At 41.5% G+C, this 17,604-nt stretch carries 17 protein-coding genes; all 17 read left to right on the top strand.

Annotated elements, in window-relative coordinates; genetic code table 11:
• Nucleotides 1-7 precede the first annotated feature (7 nt).
• The 17 genes from GMA13_RS06405 to nrdR all read left to right on the top strand — a co-directional run bounded on the left by GMA13_RS06405 (nt 8) and on the right by nrdR (nt 17,437).
• On the top strand, nt 8-655 hold the full coding sequence (locus GMA13_RS06405) for a V-type ATP synthase subunit D (protein WP_255883263.1): 648 nt from the start codon (nt 8-10) through the stop codon (nt 653-655).
• 510 nt (nt 656-1,165) lie between these two features.
• A complete protein-coding gene (locus GMA13_RS06400; protein WP_255883262.1) occupies nt 1,166-2,614 on the top strand; it encodes an aminotransferase class I/II-fold pyridoxal phosphate-dependent enzyme in 1,449 nt (482 codons plus the stop codon).
• Nucleotides 2,615-2,631: 17 nt separating this feature from the next.
• Entirely contained in the window at nt 2,632-3,504 is an 873-nt protein-coding gene (gene speE / locus GMA13_RS06395; RefSeq protein ID WP_255883261.1) for a polyamine aminopropyltransferase, read from the top strand.
• A gap of 4 nt (nt 3,505-3,508) precedes the next feature.
• Nucleotides 3,509-4,768: a saccharopine dehydrogenase family protein gene (locus GMA13_RS06390; protein ID WP_255883260.1), complete on the top strand. Its 1,260-nt coding sequence runs from the start codon at nt 3,509-3,511 to the stop codon at nt 4,766-4,768.
• Between the two features lie 4 nt (nt 4,769-4,772).
• Entirely contained in the window at nt 4,773-5,900 is a 1,128-nt protein-coding gene (gene nspC / locus GMA13_RS06385; RefSeq protein WP_255883259.1) for a carboxynorspermidine decarboxylase, read from the top strand.
• Nucleotides 5,900-7,030, top strand: coding sequence for an agmatine deiminase (gene aguA, locus GMA13_RS06380; protein WP_255883258.1), 1,131 nt, complete (start codon nt 5,900-5,902; stop codon nt 7,028-7,030). The genes nspC and aguA overlap by 1 nt, the downstream gene beginning before the upstream one ends.
• A gap of 10 nt (nt 7,031-7,040) precedes the next feature.
• A complete protein-coding gene (gene aguB / locus GMA13_RS06375) occupies nt 7,041-7,919 on the top strand; it encodes an N-carbamoylputrescine amidase (RefSeq protein ID WP_255883257.1) in 879 nt (292 codons plus the stop codon).
• A 191-nt stretch (nt 7,920-8,110) separates the two neighbouring features.
• Nucleotides 8,111-9,049, top strand: a complete 939-nt coding sequence (locus GMA13_RS06370) for a glycosyltransferase (RefSeq protein WP_255883255.1) — start codon at nt 8,111-8,113, stop codon at nt 9,047-9,049.
• Nucleotides 9,050-9,112: 63 nt separating this feature from the next.
• Nucleotides 9,113-11,707, top strand: coding sequence for a hypothetical protein (locus GMA13_RS06365; RefSeq protein ID WP_255883254.1), 2,595 nt, complete (start codon nt 9,113-9,115; stop codon nt 11,705-11,707).
• The gene (locus GMA13_RS06360) at nt 11,704-12,561 is read left to right on the top strand and encodes a mechanosensitive ion channel domain-containing protein (protein ID WP_255883337.1); all 858 of its coding nucleotides are present in this window, start codon (nt 11,704-11,706) and stop codon (nt 12,559-12,561) included. The genes GMA13_RS06365 and GMA13_RS06360 overlap by 4 nt, the downstream gene beginning before the upstream one ends.
• 26 nt (nt 12,562-12,587) lie before the next feature.
• Complete coding sequence (locus tag GMA13_RS06355; protein WP_255883253.1) at nt 12,588-13,088, top strand: hypothetical protein; 501 nt, start codon at nt 12,588-12,590, stop codon at nt 13,086-13,088.
• A gap of 19 nt (nt 13,089-13,107) precedes the next feature.
• Nucleotides 13,108-13,863, top strand: a complete 756-nt coding sequence (locus GMA13_RS06350; RefSeq protein ID WP_255883252.1) for an exodeoxyribonuclease III — start codon at nt 13,108-13,110, stop codon at nt 13,861-13,863.
• Nucleotides 13,864-13,873: 10 nt separating this feature from the next.
• Nucleotides 13,874-14,347 (top strand): Cys-tRNA(Pro) deacylase, encoded by a 474-nt coding sequence (gene ybaK / locus GMA13_RS06345; protein ID WP_255883251.1) that lies wholly within the window; start codon nt 13,874-13,876, stop codon nt 14,345-14,347.
• Between the two features lie 174 nt (nt 14,348-14,521).
• Complete coding sequence (locus GMA13_RS06340) at nt 14,522-15,151, top strand: hypothetical protein (protein ID WP_255883250.1); 630 nt, start codon at nt 14,522-14,524, stop codon at nt 15,149-15,151.
• Between the two features lie 82 nt (nt 15,152-15,233).
• Entirely contained in the window at nt 15,234-16,055 is an 822-nt protein-coding gene (locus GMA13_RS06335) for a prolipoprotein diacylglyceryl transferase (protein WP_255883249.1), read from the top strand.
• Between the two features lie 12 nt (nt 16,056-16,067).
• Nucleotides 16,068-16,865 carry a sugar phosphate isomerase/epimerase gene (locus GMA13_RS06330; RefSeq protein WP_255883248.1) on the top strand — a complete coding sequence of 266 codons (798 nt, stop codon included), beginning with the start codon at nt 16,068-16,070 and terminating at the stop codon, nt 16,863-16,865.
• Between the two features lie 116 nt (nt 16,866-16,981).
• The gene (gene nrdR / locus GMA13_RS06325; RefSeq protein ID WP_255883247.1) at nt 16,982-17,437 is read left to right on the top strand and encodes a transcriptional regulator NrdR; all 456 of its coding nucleotides are present in this window, start codon (nt 16,982-16,984) and stop codon (nt 17,435-17,437) included.
• Nucleotides 17,438-17,604 lie beyond the last annotated feature (167 nt).

Raw genomic sequence — 17,604 nt, 5'->3', positions numbered from 1 at the left:
AACAGCCTTGGCTAATAAAACCGTAAACCCCACCAGAATGGAGCTTACAAGGCTTAAAAAGAAGCTTGTTACCGCTGTAAGAGGACATAAGCTGCTCAAGGATAAGCGTGACGAGCTTATGCGACAGTTCCTTGATATGGTCAGAGAGAATAAAGCTTTGCGTGAAAAGGTTGAAAAAAGCATTGAGGAGGCTAACAAAAATTTTGTTTTGGCACGTGCCTCGATGAGTGATGAAGCTTTGAACGCTGCATTGCTTGCGCCAAAGCAGGAGGTATCTGTTGAGGTCGGCTCGAAAAATGTTATGAGCGTCGACATTCCTGTTTTCAACACAAAGACGAGAACCTCAGATGAAAACGATATTTACTCCTACGGCTTTGCGTTTACTTCCTCAGACCTTGATGATGCAGTCAAGTCGCTTGCCGGAGTACTGCCGGATTTGCTCCGACTTGCCGAGTGCGAAAAATCCTGCACCTTGCTTGCAAGCGAGATTGAAAAAACAAGGCGGCGTGTAAATGCATTGGAGCACGTTATGATACCCGAAACACAGCAGAGTATAAAATATATCACAATGAAGCTTGACGAAAACGAGCGAAGCACACAGATTCGCTTGATGAAGGTCAAGGATATGATGCTCAAAGAAGCTCATGGGTATTAGTCTTTGATAAACACCATACCGACTGTTTTTGCACAGTCGGTTTTATCACTTTGTTTGCAGCGTCATAATCTATCTCGCTTTATCTTGACAAATAGACAAAATTGTTATATTATAATTAAAGTATCCGATTTTTTCGGTGCTCTTAGCGTGATAAATAGTGGTTCTGTTTTCATGCAAATATATGACCACTTGCTTGCAAGTTAAGCCCAAGCGGCCGGGCGGGTCAGCTGCCGAGGGTGGCGAAAGCCACATTATTGATTGAGTTAAAAGCTCAAATTTTATAAGTTGATTACTTTATAATCAGTGCTTTGCACACATCACTTGTGAAACGGTCAATAAGAGTAGTAACGTATATTTGCTGAAAGGCTGAAAACGGAAACCTCATACATTTTACGCTTGGCAGCGTTGCCGAATAGCGTTTAAAATTAAGACTAACAGGTGGTGCAATGCGCCGCCTTTTTCTTTTGCCAAAATGCAATTAAGTCGGTGCAGAAGCTGAAAGGAATAGCTATGAATATAGATGCTCAAAGAAAAGCCCCAATATATGAGGCACTGCAAAAATTCAGAAAACAGCGTGTTGTTCCGTTTGACGTGCCTGGGCATAAGCGAGGCAGAGGAAACAGAGAGCTTGTAGAGCTTCTTGGTGAAAAATGCGTTGGTCTTGATGTAAACTCAATGAAGCCGCTTGATAACCTGTGTCATCCTGTTTCTGTTATTATGGAGGCGGAGCAGCTTGCCGCAGACGCCTTTGGTGCGGCTCATGCTTTTTTTATGGTAGGCGGTACAACCTCATCGGTTCAGAGTATGATTTGGTCTGTCTGCAAGGCGGGCGATAAGATAATTCTTCCCAGAAACGTACACAAAAGCGTTATCAATGCCCTTGTACTTTGCGGAGGCGTTCCGGCTTATGTTAATCCGGATGTTGATTCAAAAATCGGAATTTCGCTCGGAATGGATATTTCACAGATTGAGCAGGCGATAAAGGAAAACCCCGACGCCATTGCCGTTTTTGTTAATAACCCAACGTATTATGGCATATGCTCGGACTTGCGTTCAATTGTAAAGGTCGCTCATGCTCACGGTATGAAGGTGCTTGTAGATGAAGCGCACGGAACGCACTTTTATTTTTCAAACGAGCTTCCGGTTTCTGCTATGCAGGCAGGCGCTGATATGGCTGCTGTTTCAATGCATAAATCAGGCGGAAGCCTTACCCAAAGCTCATTTTTGCTGACTAACACAGGTGTTAAGTGGGAGTATGTGTCACAGATTATCAATCTCACCCAAACAACAAGCGCCTCATATCTTTTACTTTCAAGCCTTGATATTTCACGCCGTAACCTCGCTCTAAAGGGTAAGGAATCCTTCTCAAAAGTAATTAAAATGGCGGAGTATGCCAGAAATGAAATAAATGAAATCGGCGGCTATTACGCTTATGGTCAGGAGCTTACAAACGGAAAGAGCGTTTTTGCCTTTGACGTAACAAAGCTTTCTGTTTATACACGCGATATAGGCCTTGCAGGTATCGAGGTTTACGAGCTTTTGCGTGATGAATACGATATTCAGATTGAATTCGGTGATATAGGCAATATACTTGCGTATATTTCAATCGGTGACAGAATACAGGACATTGAACGTCTTGTAGGTGCGCTTGCCGATATTAAGCGATTGTATTCAAAGAGCAATGAAAAGATGCTTAGTATGGAGTACATCGCTCCAATAGTAGCGGCAACTCCCAGAGATGCGTTCTATGCTGAAAAGGAGTCTTTGCCAATTGCTCAGACAGCGGGCAGGATTTGCAGTGAGTTTGTTATGTGCTATCCACCCGGAATCCCGATTTTGTCGCCGGGTGAAATGATAACGGATGAGATTATTGAGTATATTAACTACGCCAAGGAAAAGGGCTGTTCAATGCAGGGCACAGAAGACCCGAATATTGAACGTCTTAACGTCTTAAAATAAAATCGTGGGTGATATATATGGAATTTTGGTTTTCAGAAAGGCATACAGACAATGTAGAGCTTTCAATAAGGGTTGATAATCAGCTTTTCAGCGGTAAAAGTGATTTTCAAAGAATAGATGTTTTTGAGTCGGAAGAGTTCGGGCGCTTTTTAACCTCGGACGGCAATGTGATTTTCTCTGAAAAGGATGAGTTCACATATGACGAAATGATAGTCCACGTTCCAATGGCCGTGCATCCAAATGTACAAAAGGTTCTCGTAATCGGCGGCGGTGACGGCGGCGTGGCAAGAGAGCTTTCACACTATGAGGAAATCAAGGTGATTGATGTTGTAGAGCCTGACGAAATGTTTGTCGAGGTGTGCAAAAAGTATTTTCCGGACAACTCAAAGGGACTTGACGACGAGCGAGTGAATATTTACTATCAGGACGGACTAAGGTTTTTACGAACCTGCCACGGTGAATATGACCTCATAATAAACGATGCAACCGACCCGTTCGGACACACTGAGGGATTGTTTACAAAGGAGTTTTACGGCAGTTGCTACAAGGCTCTTAAGGATGACGGAATAATGGTTTATCAGCATGGCAGTCCGTTCTATGACGAGGATGAGGAGGCTTGCCGTGCAATGCACAAGAGGGTTTTCCGTTCATTCCCGATAAGCCGAGTTTATCAGGCGCATATCCCAACGTGTGCCGCAGGCTACTGGTTGTTTGGCTTTGCCTCAAAAAAATATCATCCGCTTAAGGATTTCAATGCCAAGCGGTGGAATCAAAGAAAAATACAAACGTGGTATTACTCAACAAACCTTCATCTCGGCGCATTTATGCTTCCAAAATACGTCGAGGATCTGCTTGAGCAGGAAGAGGGAAAGGAAAGCAGAAAGGACTAATAAAATGAGCAGACTATTAATTATCGGCTGCGGCGGTGTTGCAAGCGTAGCAATTCACAAATGCTGCCAAAACAGCGAGGTTTTCACAGAAATATGCATTGCAAGCAGAACAAAATCAAAGTGTGACGCACTTAAGGAAAAGCTTCAAGACACAACAAAGACTGTAATTACAACGGCTCAGGTTGACGCCGACAACAAGGATGAGCTTGTAGCTCTAATTAACGATTACAAGCCGCAAGCTGTGCTGAATCTTGCGCTTCCGTATCAGGATCTTACCATTATGGACGCTTGCCTTGAAACAAAGGTAGATTATATTGACACAGCGAATTACGAGCCTGAGGATATAACAGAGCCACAGTGGAGAGCTGCATATGAAAAGCGCTGTAAGGAGCTTGGTTTTACGGCTTATTTTGATTATTCATACCAGTGGGCATATAAAGAAAAATTTGAAAAAGCCGGCATAACAGCTCTGCTTGGCACAGGCTTTGACCCGGGTGTTACAAGCGTGTTTTCGGCTTATGCTCTCAAGCATTATTTTGACGAAATACACTATATAGATATTTTGGACTGCAACGGCGGCGACCATGGCTATCCGTTTGCCACAAACTTCAACCCTGAAATCAATCTGCGAGAGGTTTCCGCAAACGGTTCATATTGGGAAAACGGCAAGTGGATTGAAACAAAGCCAATGGAGATTAAGAGAGAGTATAACTTTGACGGCGTAGGAAAGAAAGATATGTATCTGCTCCACCACGAGGAGATAGAGTCGCTTGCAAAGAACATTCCAAATGTAAAGCGTATCCGCTTCTTTATGACATTCGGCCAAAGCTATCTTACCCATATGCAGTGCCTTGAAAATGTAGGTATGCTCTCAACCGAGCCTGTTATGTATGAGGGTAAGGAGATAGTTCCTATCCAGTTCTTAAAGCAGCTTCTGCCGGACCCTGCTTCGCTCGGACCGAGAACAAAGGGCAAAACCAATATCGGCTGTATCTTCACAGGAATCAAAGACGGCAAGGAAAAGACAATATACATTTACAATATGTGCGACCACCAGGAGTGCTATAAAGAGGTTGGCTCTCAGGCTGTTTCCTATACAACGGGCGTTCCCGCTATGATAGGCGCATCTCTTGTGCTTACAGGACAGTGGAAAAAGCCGGGCGTTTATAATGTCGAGGAGTTTGACCCCGACCCGTATATGGAAGCGCTCAATAAATACGGACTTCCATGGGTTGTTGACGAAAACCCTGTTACAGTAGAGTGATATTATGAAATTTTCAGATTTACCGACGCCGTGCTATGTTATTGACGAGCAGGCGCTAATAAAAAATCTTGAAATACTGAAAGGTGTTCAGGATAGAACAGGCTGTAAAATTTTGCTTGCGCAAAAAGCTTTTTCTGCATACTGCACCTATCCGCTTATCAGCAAATATTTAAGCGGCACAACTGCAAGCGGACTTTATGAAGCTAAGCTTGGCTATGAGTATTTCGGTAAGGAAACCCATGTTTTTGCTCCTGCCTTTAAGGACGATGAATTTTCACAGCTTGCAAAAATCTGCAATCACATTGTTTTCAATTCCTTTTCACAGCTTGAAAAGTTCAGGCCCGTATGGGAAAGAAATAACATAAGTGTTGGAATCCGCATAAATCCGGAGTTTTCGACGCAGGAGGGACACGAAATTTACGACCCTTGTGCATATGGTTCACGGCTCGGAGTTACAAAGGCTAATTTTCAACCGTGCTTGCTAAAAAATGTTGACGGATTTCATTTCCATACACTTTGCGAGCAGAATTCATATGACCTTATTAAAACCTTTTATGCAGCTGAAAAAAGCTTTGGTGAGTATTTCTACAATGCAAAATGGCTGAATCTTGGCGGAGGTCATCACATAACCCGAAGAGATTATGATATTAAGGCACTTGAGGACTTGATAATTTATATCAAGCAAAAGTATGATGTCGAGGTTTATCTTGAGCCTGGCGAGGCTGTTGCGCTGAATGCAGGCTACCTTATTACTGAGGTGATGGATATTGTCCAAAACGGACTGGATATTTTAATTCTTGATATCTCAGCTGCCTGTCATATGCCGGATGTGCTTGAAATGCCGTACAGACCGCCGCTTAAAAACAGCGGAGAAGCTGGCGAGAAAAAGTTTACTTACCGCCTTTCCTCCTGCACTTGCCTTGCAGGCGATGTTATCGGCGATTACAGCTTTGACGATGAAATTAAGATAGGCGACAGGCTTGTTTTTGAGGATATGGCAATCTATTCAATGGTAAAGAACAACACGTTCAACGGTATGCCGCTGCCCTCAATCGTGCTTATGCACAGCGAGGATAACTGTGAGATAATCAAGCGGTTTTCCTATGATGATTTTAGGGAGAGATTATCATAATGTCTGATTTTATCTATATTTTAGGTAACGCTGTCCCTGTAAATGACGGCTACTATATGCCTGCCGAGTTTTCACCGCACTGCGCAACTATTATGATTTGGCCTTACCGCCCTGGCTCATGGTGCTATGAAGCAAAAGCCGCTGAGCGTGTGTTTACGCAGATTATCACAGAAATATCAAAGCACGAAAGGGTAATAGTTCTTGCAGGTGATAATCAGCTTAAGGCGGCTCAATCAGCACTTTCTGAAATTAAAAATGTTGAGATAATAAATATAAACTCCGACGATGCGTGGGCAAGAGATACTGCGCCGACCTTTTTGGTAAACAGCAGCGGTGATTTACGTGCTGTCGATTGGTGTTTCAATGCGTGGGGCGGTAATTATGACGGACTCTACGCTTCTTGGAAAAATGATGATAAAATTCCTTATGAGCTTTGCAAGGCAAAGGGTATTCAGCTTTATGATGCACATCCGTTTGTGCTTGAGGGCGGCTCTATACACACTGACGGAGAGGGAACGCTAATTACAACCGAGGAATGTTTGCTTAGTGCCGGCAGAAATCCACAGCTTACACGGCTTGAAATAGAAGAAAAGCTTAAAGCCTATCTTGGCGTGTCAAAAATAATCTGGCTGCCAAAGGGAATATATAACGATGAAACAAACGGACATATAGACAACATTTGCGCTTTTATTGCACCTGCGGAGGTTGTGCTGGCGTGGACAGACAATAAAGATGATCCGCAGTATGAAATTTCAAAAAAATGCCTTGAGGTGATTCAAGGCTCAGTCGATGCGCAGGGCAGAAAAATTAAGGTTCATAAGCTGCCGATTCCCCAAATTCCTGTCTGCGTAACAGACAGTGACTTGCTCGGCTATGATTTTGAACCGGGCGAGGATGTGCGTGAAGCAGGCGAACGCCTTGCGGCTTCATATGTAAATTTTTATTTTTGCAACGACGCATTAATACTTCCGCAGTTTGGCGGGGAAAATATAGAGAGCGATAAAACGGCGGCTGAAATACTAAAAAGCATTTGCCCGAACCGTGAAATTGTTCCGATTTACGCAAGAGAGATAATACTCGGCGGCGGAAATATACACTGTATTACGCAGCAGATTCCGCAGCATATTTGAGGTGCAGAATATGAGAAAGGTAAAAACAGCGGCAGTGCAGATGCAATGCACAGCCAACATTAAAAATAATATAGAAAAAGCTGATTCGCTTGTCAGAGACGCTGCAAAGGACGGCGCAAACATAATTTTATTGCCTGAGCTTTTTGAACGTCAGTATTTTTGTCAGGAACGGCGGTATGAATATTACGCTTTCGCAAAGCCTGTTGATGAAAATGACGCTGTAATGCACTTCAAAAAGGTTGCAGCTGAATTGGCAGCGGTCATTATCGTAAGCTTTTACGAGCGTGACGGCAACAGACTTTTCAATTCAGTTGCCGTAATTGACGCTGACGGCGAGGTTTTGGGAGTTTACCGAAAAACTCATATTCCGGATGACCATTACTATCAGGAAAAATTTTATTTTATTCCGGGCGACACAGGATTTGTGACATTCAAAACGAAGTATGCAACAATCGGCGTCGGCATTTGCTGGGACCAATGGTTTCCTGAAACAGCAAGGGCGCTTGCGCTTAACGGCGCTGAACTTATCTTTTATCCAACAGCTATCGGCTCGGAGCCAATTCTTGAGTGCGACAGTATGCGTCGCTGGCAAAGGTGTATGCAGGGACACTCGGTTGCAAATGTAATTCCAGTTATAGCAGCAAACAGAATCGGTGAGGAGATTGTTACCCCTTGTGAGGAAAACGGCAACCAAAGCTCGTCACTCGTGTTCTACGGAAGCTCGTTTATTACCGATGAAACAGGCGAAATTATTGCCGAAGCGTCCCGTGATAGGGAAGCGGTCATTTCTGCTGAATTTGATTTAGATGAAATATTTGAGAACCGTCTTGGTTGGGGCGTTTTCCGTGACCGCCGACCGTTTTTCTACAAAACATTGACAGAAAAATAGTTTTATATGCCTGCCGGTTAGCTTTGGCAGGCTTAATTTATACTCCTTTTTTGCAAAATTTATATTTTTCCGCTAAACTTTGCGCAATTCGTTGAAAAAAATCTTGTTTTAGTATATAATAATATGAGATAAGTGTTCATAAAATTGAGAAGAAGAAAAGATATATTCTAACCGATTAAAGGAGTAGGACTATGAGTAAAATAAGCATTATTGTTCCCACCAGGAATAATCAGGATACAGTGCTGAGCTTTGCAAAGGAGCTTATTGACGTTTGCGAAACAAGAATTTCAAATTATGAATATGAGATTATATTTGTAGATAATAATTCAAGCGACCAAACCAAGTCTTATCTTGCTCGTTTGTGCGAGGTTACTCAAAAGGTAAAATGCGCATATACCGTTGCCGATTACGGGTTTGAGCTTGCTGCAAAGTACGGTATGACGCTTGCTGAAGGCGAATGTGTTATAACAATGAAGCCTGACCGAACACACCCCATAGCGGCAATTCCGAAGATGCTTGAGCTTTGGGAGGAAGGCAGTAAAATAATAGTCTGCGCAAGGTCAAAGGGCGGCACAAACCCAATTTTTAACGGGCTTCGCAATATTTACTGCAACATTCTCTTCTCGTCAACAGGCACAAAAACGATGAAGCAGTTCACAGGCTTCTGTCTGTATGACAAAAGCTTTGTAAAAACAATAACAAGCAAGGCATACAAAAATATGCAGATTAGAAGTGTAATTAACACACTCGGTTTGAGCTATATGGTTCTGCCGTATACTCCGTCAAAGTCAGCTCCGGGCAGCAGCTTCTCACAAAAATACGATGCGTCAATGTCCACAATGACTACATACCCAAAGGGAACTATAAGGCTGATTTCAATGCTCGGCTTTTACGGCGGCACAGCTATGATAATTGCAGGAATTGTTACCATGGTTATTAAGATAGTACTGTGGAACAGCTTTACTGCGGCAATTCCGCTTATATTGCTTGTAGGCGGCGTTTTGATGATATTCTCATCAGTAATTGCAGAATATATTTCAAGTATATGTCAAAAGCTTGATGCGGCTACCTTTGTTAAGGAAGAGGAAAGAATAAACGTATCGAGCAATGATAAAAAAGCCAATAAGTAATTTTGTGCGGCAGCATAGACTGCCGCACTTGCGTGTTATTTTGTCAAAGAAGGAGTAAAGGAATTGGATAAGAAAACAAGCCTTTCACAGAATACCGTAATTTTAGCGGTTTATTTTAAAAGTGAGGATGATGCCGACAAAAACGGCGATATTCTGTCGGATGCTCGCCGCAGATACTTCACAACCCACAAAAAAATAAAGGATAGGGTTTTCTTTACCTCAGGAATTGACAGCGTTCGTTGCCGCTATATGCTTGACAACGCAAAGCCGATGAAGTGGCTAAAGGAGGTAAACGGCAAGACCACCGAGTTATCAGTAGCCGATTCCTCCGGCAGTTATACTGTGGTCTGCTCAAATCAAAGCGGCGATATATTAAAGAAAATTTATTTCTCACGTACCAACATATGGCAAAAGAGCGAGTATTACTCACGTGGAGCAGTAACTGCTACCCTGACTGCTTGCAGTAATGACAACGGTCTTTCAATTGCTGTGCAGTATCCTGGTAAGCCTGCGCAGATATTAACGCCATACAAGGATAAAGGCGAAACAGAATCTGAAATTATTGTAACGGCAAAAACCTTGAACGGCGAATATTTCTTCGCTGCCGCAGCTGAAGAAAGCTTTGCCAATACACCCGATTTATCTGAGGAAAACATACAAAGAAAAGGTTTTTTCTTTGACGCTTCACTTATGTACGGCGATTTTACAACGCTGAATATTAAAAACAGCGATACCTCAATACAAGAGGAAAAGTCGGAAAACAAGCCGGAGAACGTAAACACAGATTTGGCTGATGAGAACGAAAAAACAGAAAGCGAAGCTGAAATAACCGAAAATAAGAAGATATCAGAAGAGGAAAACGTTGCTGAAGCTGTATTAAATAACGAATCGGACAATAATACATATGAAGAGGAGCAAGCTGGAAGTATAACCGATAACGGCACACCGAATAAAATAATTGAAAATTCTCCAAAGGAAAAATACTGCTACTTCGGCTCACTAAGCAAAAAGGGCGAGAGGGACGGCGGAGGAGTAACTGTAACCGAAAAAGGCTCTGTTTTGTATTGTGGCGGATATAACGCAGATAAGCGCAGCGGATTTGGCGCACAATTTTTCAAAAACGGTAAAATAAGCTATGTCGGCAAATGGAGTGAGGACAAGAAAAACGGTTTCGGCATTACATTTTTGAATGACGGCAGTATAAGCGCAGGCGGTTTTGAGAATGACAGAAAAAAGGGCACAGCCGCACGTTTTACCTCAGACGGTAAGCTTTCCTCCGTTGTTTGCTATAAAAATGATGAGCCGCATGGAGCTGCTATCACAGTTGACAGTAAAAACGAAAGCCTTGTAGTGCAGAAGTGTGACAACGGAAAGATGAAAAATCCTGCTACTGTTCTCGACTTGTCGGGAAATATTGTGTATAACGGTGAAATGTCGGATGGAAAATATAACGGTACAGGCAGGCTTTTTGATAAAAGCGGGGCGCTTATGTATTACGGAGAATTCAAGGACGGGCTGCAAAACGGCTATGGAGTGCTCTATCTTGACGATAATTCCTTTGTAAGCGGAGAGTTTTTAAACGGTCAGATAAAGGGTGAGGCCACACATAGGTTGCAGGACGGAACTCTTATATATAAGGGCGGATTTAAGGATGGCGAATATCACGGCAAGGGCACTATATATAAAAGCGACGGTTCGTATTATTCCACCAGCTTTGAAAACGGCAGGGAAAAGGGTGCAATTTCGGTTTATTCTAAAAGCGGAGAGCTTTTGTATAAGGGCGGACTGAAAAACGGCGAATATTCAGGCAAGGGTGCGCTCTATCTTGGCGGCGCAAAGGTGTACGAGGGCAGCTTTGTCGGCGGCAAAAAATGTGGACTCGGCAGAGTGTTTAGCGATAATCTTTGTGAATATATGGGAAGCTTTGACGATGATAAAAAAAGCGGCTTTGGCATAAGCTATAAGAATAACGAAGCTGTTTACACAGGCTTCTGGCTTGAAGATAAATACAGCGGACAAGGTGTACTACATGATTTTGAGAGCAATTCTGATTTTGCGGGAATGTTTGAAAACGGAGAAATGTGCGGCAGAATCAATGTAATTAGCGGCGAATATCTGCTCAAAGAATGTATTTATGAATACGGCAAATGCACATATATGCGTGAGTATGATAAAAACGGCTGTGTTCTGTATGAGGGAAGTGCTGCAAACGGTATAAGAGAGGGTATGGGCTGTTCGTACACTTCATATGGTGAAAAGCAGTTTGAGGGAATATTCAAGTACGGCGAGCCGTACAAGGCTATGCGTGTTATACCAAAGACCTTGTCAGAGCTTGAATACTGCGAAAAGCTTAAGGATACTGCGTATCATAAGTATAAAAAGCCGCCCGTGTTTGTGTCTGAGCAGCTTGTCGGCAAGGGTATTTATTCCGGTTCACTTGTAAACGGCAAGCCGAGCGGCAGCGGAACAATGCTTTATACCGACCACAGATACACAGGACGCTTTAAAAACGGAAAGCCCTGTGGCGAGGGTGTATTATACTTTGGTGACGGTAAGGAACTGAAGGGAGAATTTTTTGAAAAGGCGAATGATGATGCAAGTCCAATCAATTTTGCCGATGCTGTTTATTATCTTAAGAATGGCGGTGACGAAAAATAAATAGTTTTCTTTTTGAAACATCAACGGAAGTTGCATCCGTTAACGAGTTTGAAAAATGGCTTGGCGAGCTTACAGATGCATTTCTTGGTTTTATTCCTCATCTTATAGTTGCAATAGTTATATTTATTGTCGGCTGGTGGGGGTCACGCTTTATTTGCAAGCTGATGAAAAAGGCACTCGGTAAGAGTAAAATTGACCCTGCCGCAATTACATTCATATATTCCGTAGTTCTTTGTGCTCTGCGAATTTTTATTATAATTTCTGCTATTGCACAGCTTGGAGTAAACGTTGCGGCACTGTTGACAGCAATTGGAGCGGCAACGGTAACAATCGGTCTTGCACTTCAGGACACAATGAAGAATGTTGCAAGCGGCGTTATGATTATAATTAATAAACCGTTTAAAGCAGGCGAGTATATCCAGTTTGAGGGACTGGAAGGAACGGTTGATAAAATAATGATAACGAACACGTATTTAATAACCATAGATAACAAAGAGGTAATTATTCCAAACTCACGTTTAACAAACAATAATCTTATCAACTACACTTCCCAAGATATGCGCCGTATAGACCTTGTTTTTAAAATTGACTACTCAAACGATATTAAACTTGCCAAAAAGGTTCTGTCAGATATTGCCGAAAGTGAAGATAGAATACTTAAATCACCTGAGCCGATAGTAGGCGTTTTGGAGCAAGGCAACAGTTCAATCGGCATTGCGTTTCGAGTGTGGTGCAAAACAGAGGAGTATTGGAATGTTTACTTTGATTTACAAGAGCAAACAAAGATAGAGTTTGATAAAAACGGAATAACAATCCCGTTTGAACAGATTGATGTACACCTCAAAAAGGATTAGTTTTCTGCTTTCTCGGAGGGATATCTATGCCTTATCACGGCATTATTACTTTTATTCTGATATTGGCGGTACTGCTGCTTGTTGCAATTGCTATAATGTCATACGGCAATTTTGCGGCAGGTATAAGGCTTTTTCGGCTATTCGGTATGTATAAGTGCAATCCCACAAAAAAGCTCGGCTCACTTTGGATAGATGAAAACCGCAGAAAGTGGAGCAGTAAAACTGCCGACAGACTTTATGATTATTCAGATATATTGGATTATGATATTCAGCTTGACGGAATATCAATGAAGCGAAAAGCAAAGCTTCAAGGCTACGGCAGTTTTGGCGAAGCAACAGCACAGCGGTGCAAAACCTTTGAACGAATTGTAGTTGTTGTGACTGTGAGGGACACAGCGACAGAATATGTGAATATTCCGGTAGGAAATTCAAAAACGCAGGAAGGCTCGGTTGAATATCAAAAGTATATTAAGCTTGCAAATGAAATCTGCAACGAGCTTGAAAAAATGAAAAACAACAGTAATTGATAAACTAGGAAGTGGTAATATGAAGCTGATTTCGTGGAATGTAAACGGACTGAGAGCCTGTGTTCAAAAGGGATTTCTTGACTTTTTTAAAAACGCAGACGCCGATATCTTCTGTGTGCAGGAAACCAAACTGCAAGGCGGACAGATTGACTTGCAGCTTGACGGCTATCATCAGTATTGGAACTATGCCGAGAAAAAGGGCTATTCGGGAACTGCAATTTTTACAAAAGCAGAGCCGCTGTCAGTAAACTATGGACTTGGCATAGAAAAACACGATAAAGAGGGCAGAGTAATAACCCTTGAATTTGATACTTTTTATTTTGTTACGGTTTACACTCCAAACTCACAAAATGAGCTTAAGCGTCTTGATTACCGTATGGAGTGGGAGGACGATTTCCTTAAATATTTAAAGGAGCTTGAAAAGTTTAAGCCGGTTATCTTTTGCGGAGATTTAAATGTAGCTCATACAGAAATTGACCTAAAAAATCCAAAGAGCAACCGCAATAATGCAGGTTTTACCGATGAAGAAAGGGCAAAGATGACCGCCTTGCTCAATTCAGGCTTTACCGATACCTTCCGGTATTTTTATCCCGATAAGGAGGGTGTGTATTCGTGGTGGTCATACAGATTTAAATCGAGAGAGAAAAATGCGGGATGGCGTATAGACTATTTCTGCACATCGAAATCTCTTGATGATAAGCTTTCAGACGCTAAAATTCACACCGATATTTTCGGCTCTGACCATTGTCCGATTGAGCTTGATATAGACATTTGAGGGTGATAAAATGGCTGAAACTAAAACAAATGTTATGAGAATACTCGACAAGGAAAAAATAGAGTACAACCATTACGAATACCCACACGGTAAGGAAGCAGTTGACGGAGTAAGCGTAGCAAAACTGTTAAATCAAAATCCTAATTACGTGTTTAAAACACTGGTAACGCACGGAAACGGCGGATATTTTGTTTTTGTTGTTCCTGTCGCTGAAGAGCTTGACCTTAAAAAGGCAGCTAAAGCAGTCGGTGAAAAATCGGTTGAAATGATTCACGTGAAGGATATTAATAAGGTAACAGGCTATATAAGAGGCGGCTGCTCGCCTGTCGGAATGAAAAAGCAGTATAAAACGGTGATTCACAGCTCAGCTTTGAATATTGACAAAATCATTGTAAGCGCTGGTAAAATAGGTTATCAAATTGAGCTTGCGCCGAAGGACTTAATTTTGCTTATTGGGGCAGATACAGCTGATATTATAAAATAATGATGCTATATTATGCACTGTGATTGTGTGTTGATTTTTGACAGCTATATAGTTATGTCGAAAACAAGGCTTTTTCTTAACAATTTGTTAAAAAAAGATGGTTGTTTTCTTGACAAACAGCAATGCGAGTGCTAAACTTAAATTAATATAATACATATTTAGGAGGATATACAAATGGATAATAATAATTTCCCGCAGGATCCAAACTTAAATCAGAATAATGCTCAGCAGCCGCAAGAGCCGTTTCAGCCGCAGCCGTTTGAACAGCCGCAGCCGCAGCAGCCGTTTAATCCGCAGCCTGACAACAATAATCCGTTTGCTGCTAATAATGGCGGTCATAATTTTAACACACAGCCTAATAACCCGTTTATGACTTCAAATAACGGCTTTGTTCCGGGAAGCGACCCGTCTGCACACACAAAGGGTATTATTTCTACAATCTGCGGTGGCGCAAGCATACTCTTGAATCTTATTTCTATGATTGTTTTTTGCGCTTGCATTTGCAATCCTCGCAGCATTTTAACATATGCGAATGATGTTATGACAGGTACAATTACAAGCGGAGTTCTTATTTTCTTGTCCCTTGTAGCCGCAGTAGTCGGCTTGGTTTTTGCGGCAACAGGCAAAAAGACATCAAAGGATCCTTTGCTTACAGCAGGTATTGTTTTGTCTATTGTCGGTGCGGTACTTACATTCTTGCTTTTAGTTGTTTGCGTATCCTCATGCGCTTGCTCATCATGTTGCGTAAATTCAGCTGCAAGCTCAAGCTCTGCATACAATGACCTTCTCAGAAGCTTAAGCTGATTGTAATTTAGAATTACTTTATTTGATTAAATTTTCGGGTGTTCTGAAAATCAGAACACCCTTAATTTTTGGAGGAACATAAATGAGCTCATACATCAATATTTTCGGTCTGCCTATTTCTTCCTACGGCCTTATGGTTGCATTTGGAATAGTCGCCTGTGTAATTTATGCCTTTATCCAGATAAAAAAACAGGACATAGTGAATGATGTAAGTTTAATTTTCGCTGCGTTGTGGATTGCACTTGGTATCTTTATCGGTTCGCATATTTTATACGGTATAACGAATATCGGTAAAATAATTGAAATTTTCAACCGTTTTGACGAATTCTTCAACGATTTCGGAATAGGCTTTTCTATACTGATAACGCAGATAGGCGGAATGGTTTTCTACGGAGGACTCATCGGCGGAGCAATAGCCGCAGTAATCTATTTGAAAACAACTAAAAAAGATGTTGGTGCATACTGTGACTTCATTGTTCCTTGCATACCGCTTTTTCATTTCTTTGGCAGAATAGGCTGCTTTCTCGGTGGTTGCTGTTACGGTATAGAATTTCCAATCGGCTTTACCTATACGAATTCAATTGTAGTAGAAGCAAACGGAGTTTGCCGCCTGCCCATTCCGCTTATTGAAGCATTTTTTAATATTTTGATTTTTATTCTTTTGCTTGTGTGCTATAATAAGCATAAAATAAGGAAAGGAAACCTTGTTTTGGTTTACTGCTTTACATACCCTGTTGTTCGTTTTGTCGATGAATTTTTCAGAGGTGATGCAATCAGAGGCTTCTGGGGTCCGTTCTCAACCTCGCAGTGGATAAGCATAGCTATTTTCACAGTAGCCTTGGTTTATGTTATAGTCGGCAAGATTAAGGGTAAAAAATTTATCAACAGTAAAAAATCAGCTTAAAGCGGTGATAATATGACAGCCGGAGTATCAACAGCCTGCTTGTATCCTATGGAAACAACTGATGCGCTTAAAAGCCTGCTACAAAACGGCGTAAAATGCGTTGAAATATTTTTTAATACTTTAAGTGAAATTCAAAAGCCATATACTACTGAGCTTCTCAATGTTTTAAACGAGTACGGTGCAAAAGTTAAATCAATTCACCCGTTCACCTCTGGTTATGAGCCATATCTTATATTCAGCGATTACGAAAAACGCTTCAGAGAAACCCTTGAATTTTACAAAAGCTACTTTTCCTGTGCGGCGTATTTAGGCGCAGAAATCGTTGTGCTGCATGGCGACAGAAAGACAAGTACAAACGGAATAAGCGATGAGCTATATTTTGAACGCTTTGCACAGCTTGCAAGAGTCGCAAGGGAATACGGCGTAACCCTTGCGCAGGAAAACGTAAATGCTTTCAGAAGTCAAAACCCGGCGTTTATCAGAAAAATGAGAGAATATTTAGGCGACGAAGCAAGCTTTGTTTTTGATATAAAACAAGCGGTGCGCTCAGGTAATGACCCTTATGAAATGTGCAGTGCAATGGGAAATATGCTTGTTCACGTTCATATAAACGATAACGATAATAATAACGATTGCTTGTTGCCAGGCGACGGAACAATGGAATATAAAAGAATTTTTGACGTCTTAAAAACTAACGGTTACAGTGGCGATTTTATTGTTGAGGTATACCGTTCAAACTTTTCAGAGCTTTCCGAGCTTATAGCGTCATACAACCTTGTAGACCAATTGCTTGAACAGAGTTATTGTTAATTTTAATAAAATATCAGCATAAAGCTTGTTAAATCAATATTTAGTATTTTCTTGCAATTTATTCTCAATATGTGATATAATTACTATAAAGAATATTCTGTCGGGAGGATTTTTTTATGAAGTGTCCATATTGCGGATATGAAGAAAGCAAGGTTATCGACTCAAGACCTGCTGATGACGGCGAGAGAATTCGCAGACGTAGGGAGTGTCTTGGATGTAATAAGCGATTTACAACGCACGAGGTTATTGAAACTGTGCCTATTATAGTTGTCAAGCGTGATAAGTCAAGAGAAACCTTTGACAGAAACAAGCTTACAGCAGGAATTTTAAGAGCTTGCGAGAAACGCCCTGTTTCACTTGACTCAATAGAGCAGATTGTAACGGATATAGAAACAAAGCTTCAAAATTCACTTGATAGGGAGGTTACCTCAAAGGCAATCGGAGAATATGTTATGGAGCACCTTAAGAATGTGGACGAGGTATCATATGTTCGCTTTGCTTCGGTTTACCGCCAGTTCAAGGACATCAACACCTTTATGGAGGAGCTTAACAAGCTTTTGCAGGAAAAGTAAATATCAAATTAAGCCTCGTTTCAGTCAAAAACGAGGCTTTTGAACTGCCCCAAGTTATGCAGACAGTACAAAAAAGCCTACTTGATGTAGTTAAAATTAAAATTTAAGCAACAAACTGATTTCGTTTTTCTAGCGGAGTCAGTTTTGTTTTTGTTTGAATACGATAT

It is taken from the genome of Ruminococcus sp. zg-924 (assembly GCF_024433635.1).
Lineage (GTDB): Bacteria > Bacillota > Clostridia > Oscillospirales > Acutalibacteraceae > UBA7067.
This window is presented reverse-complemented; position numbering and strand designations above follow the sequence as displayed.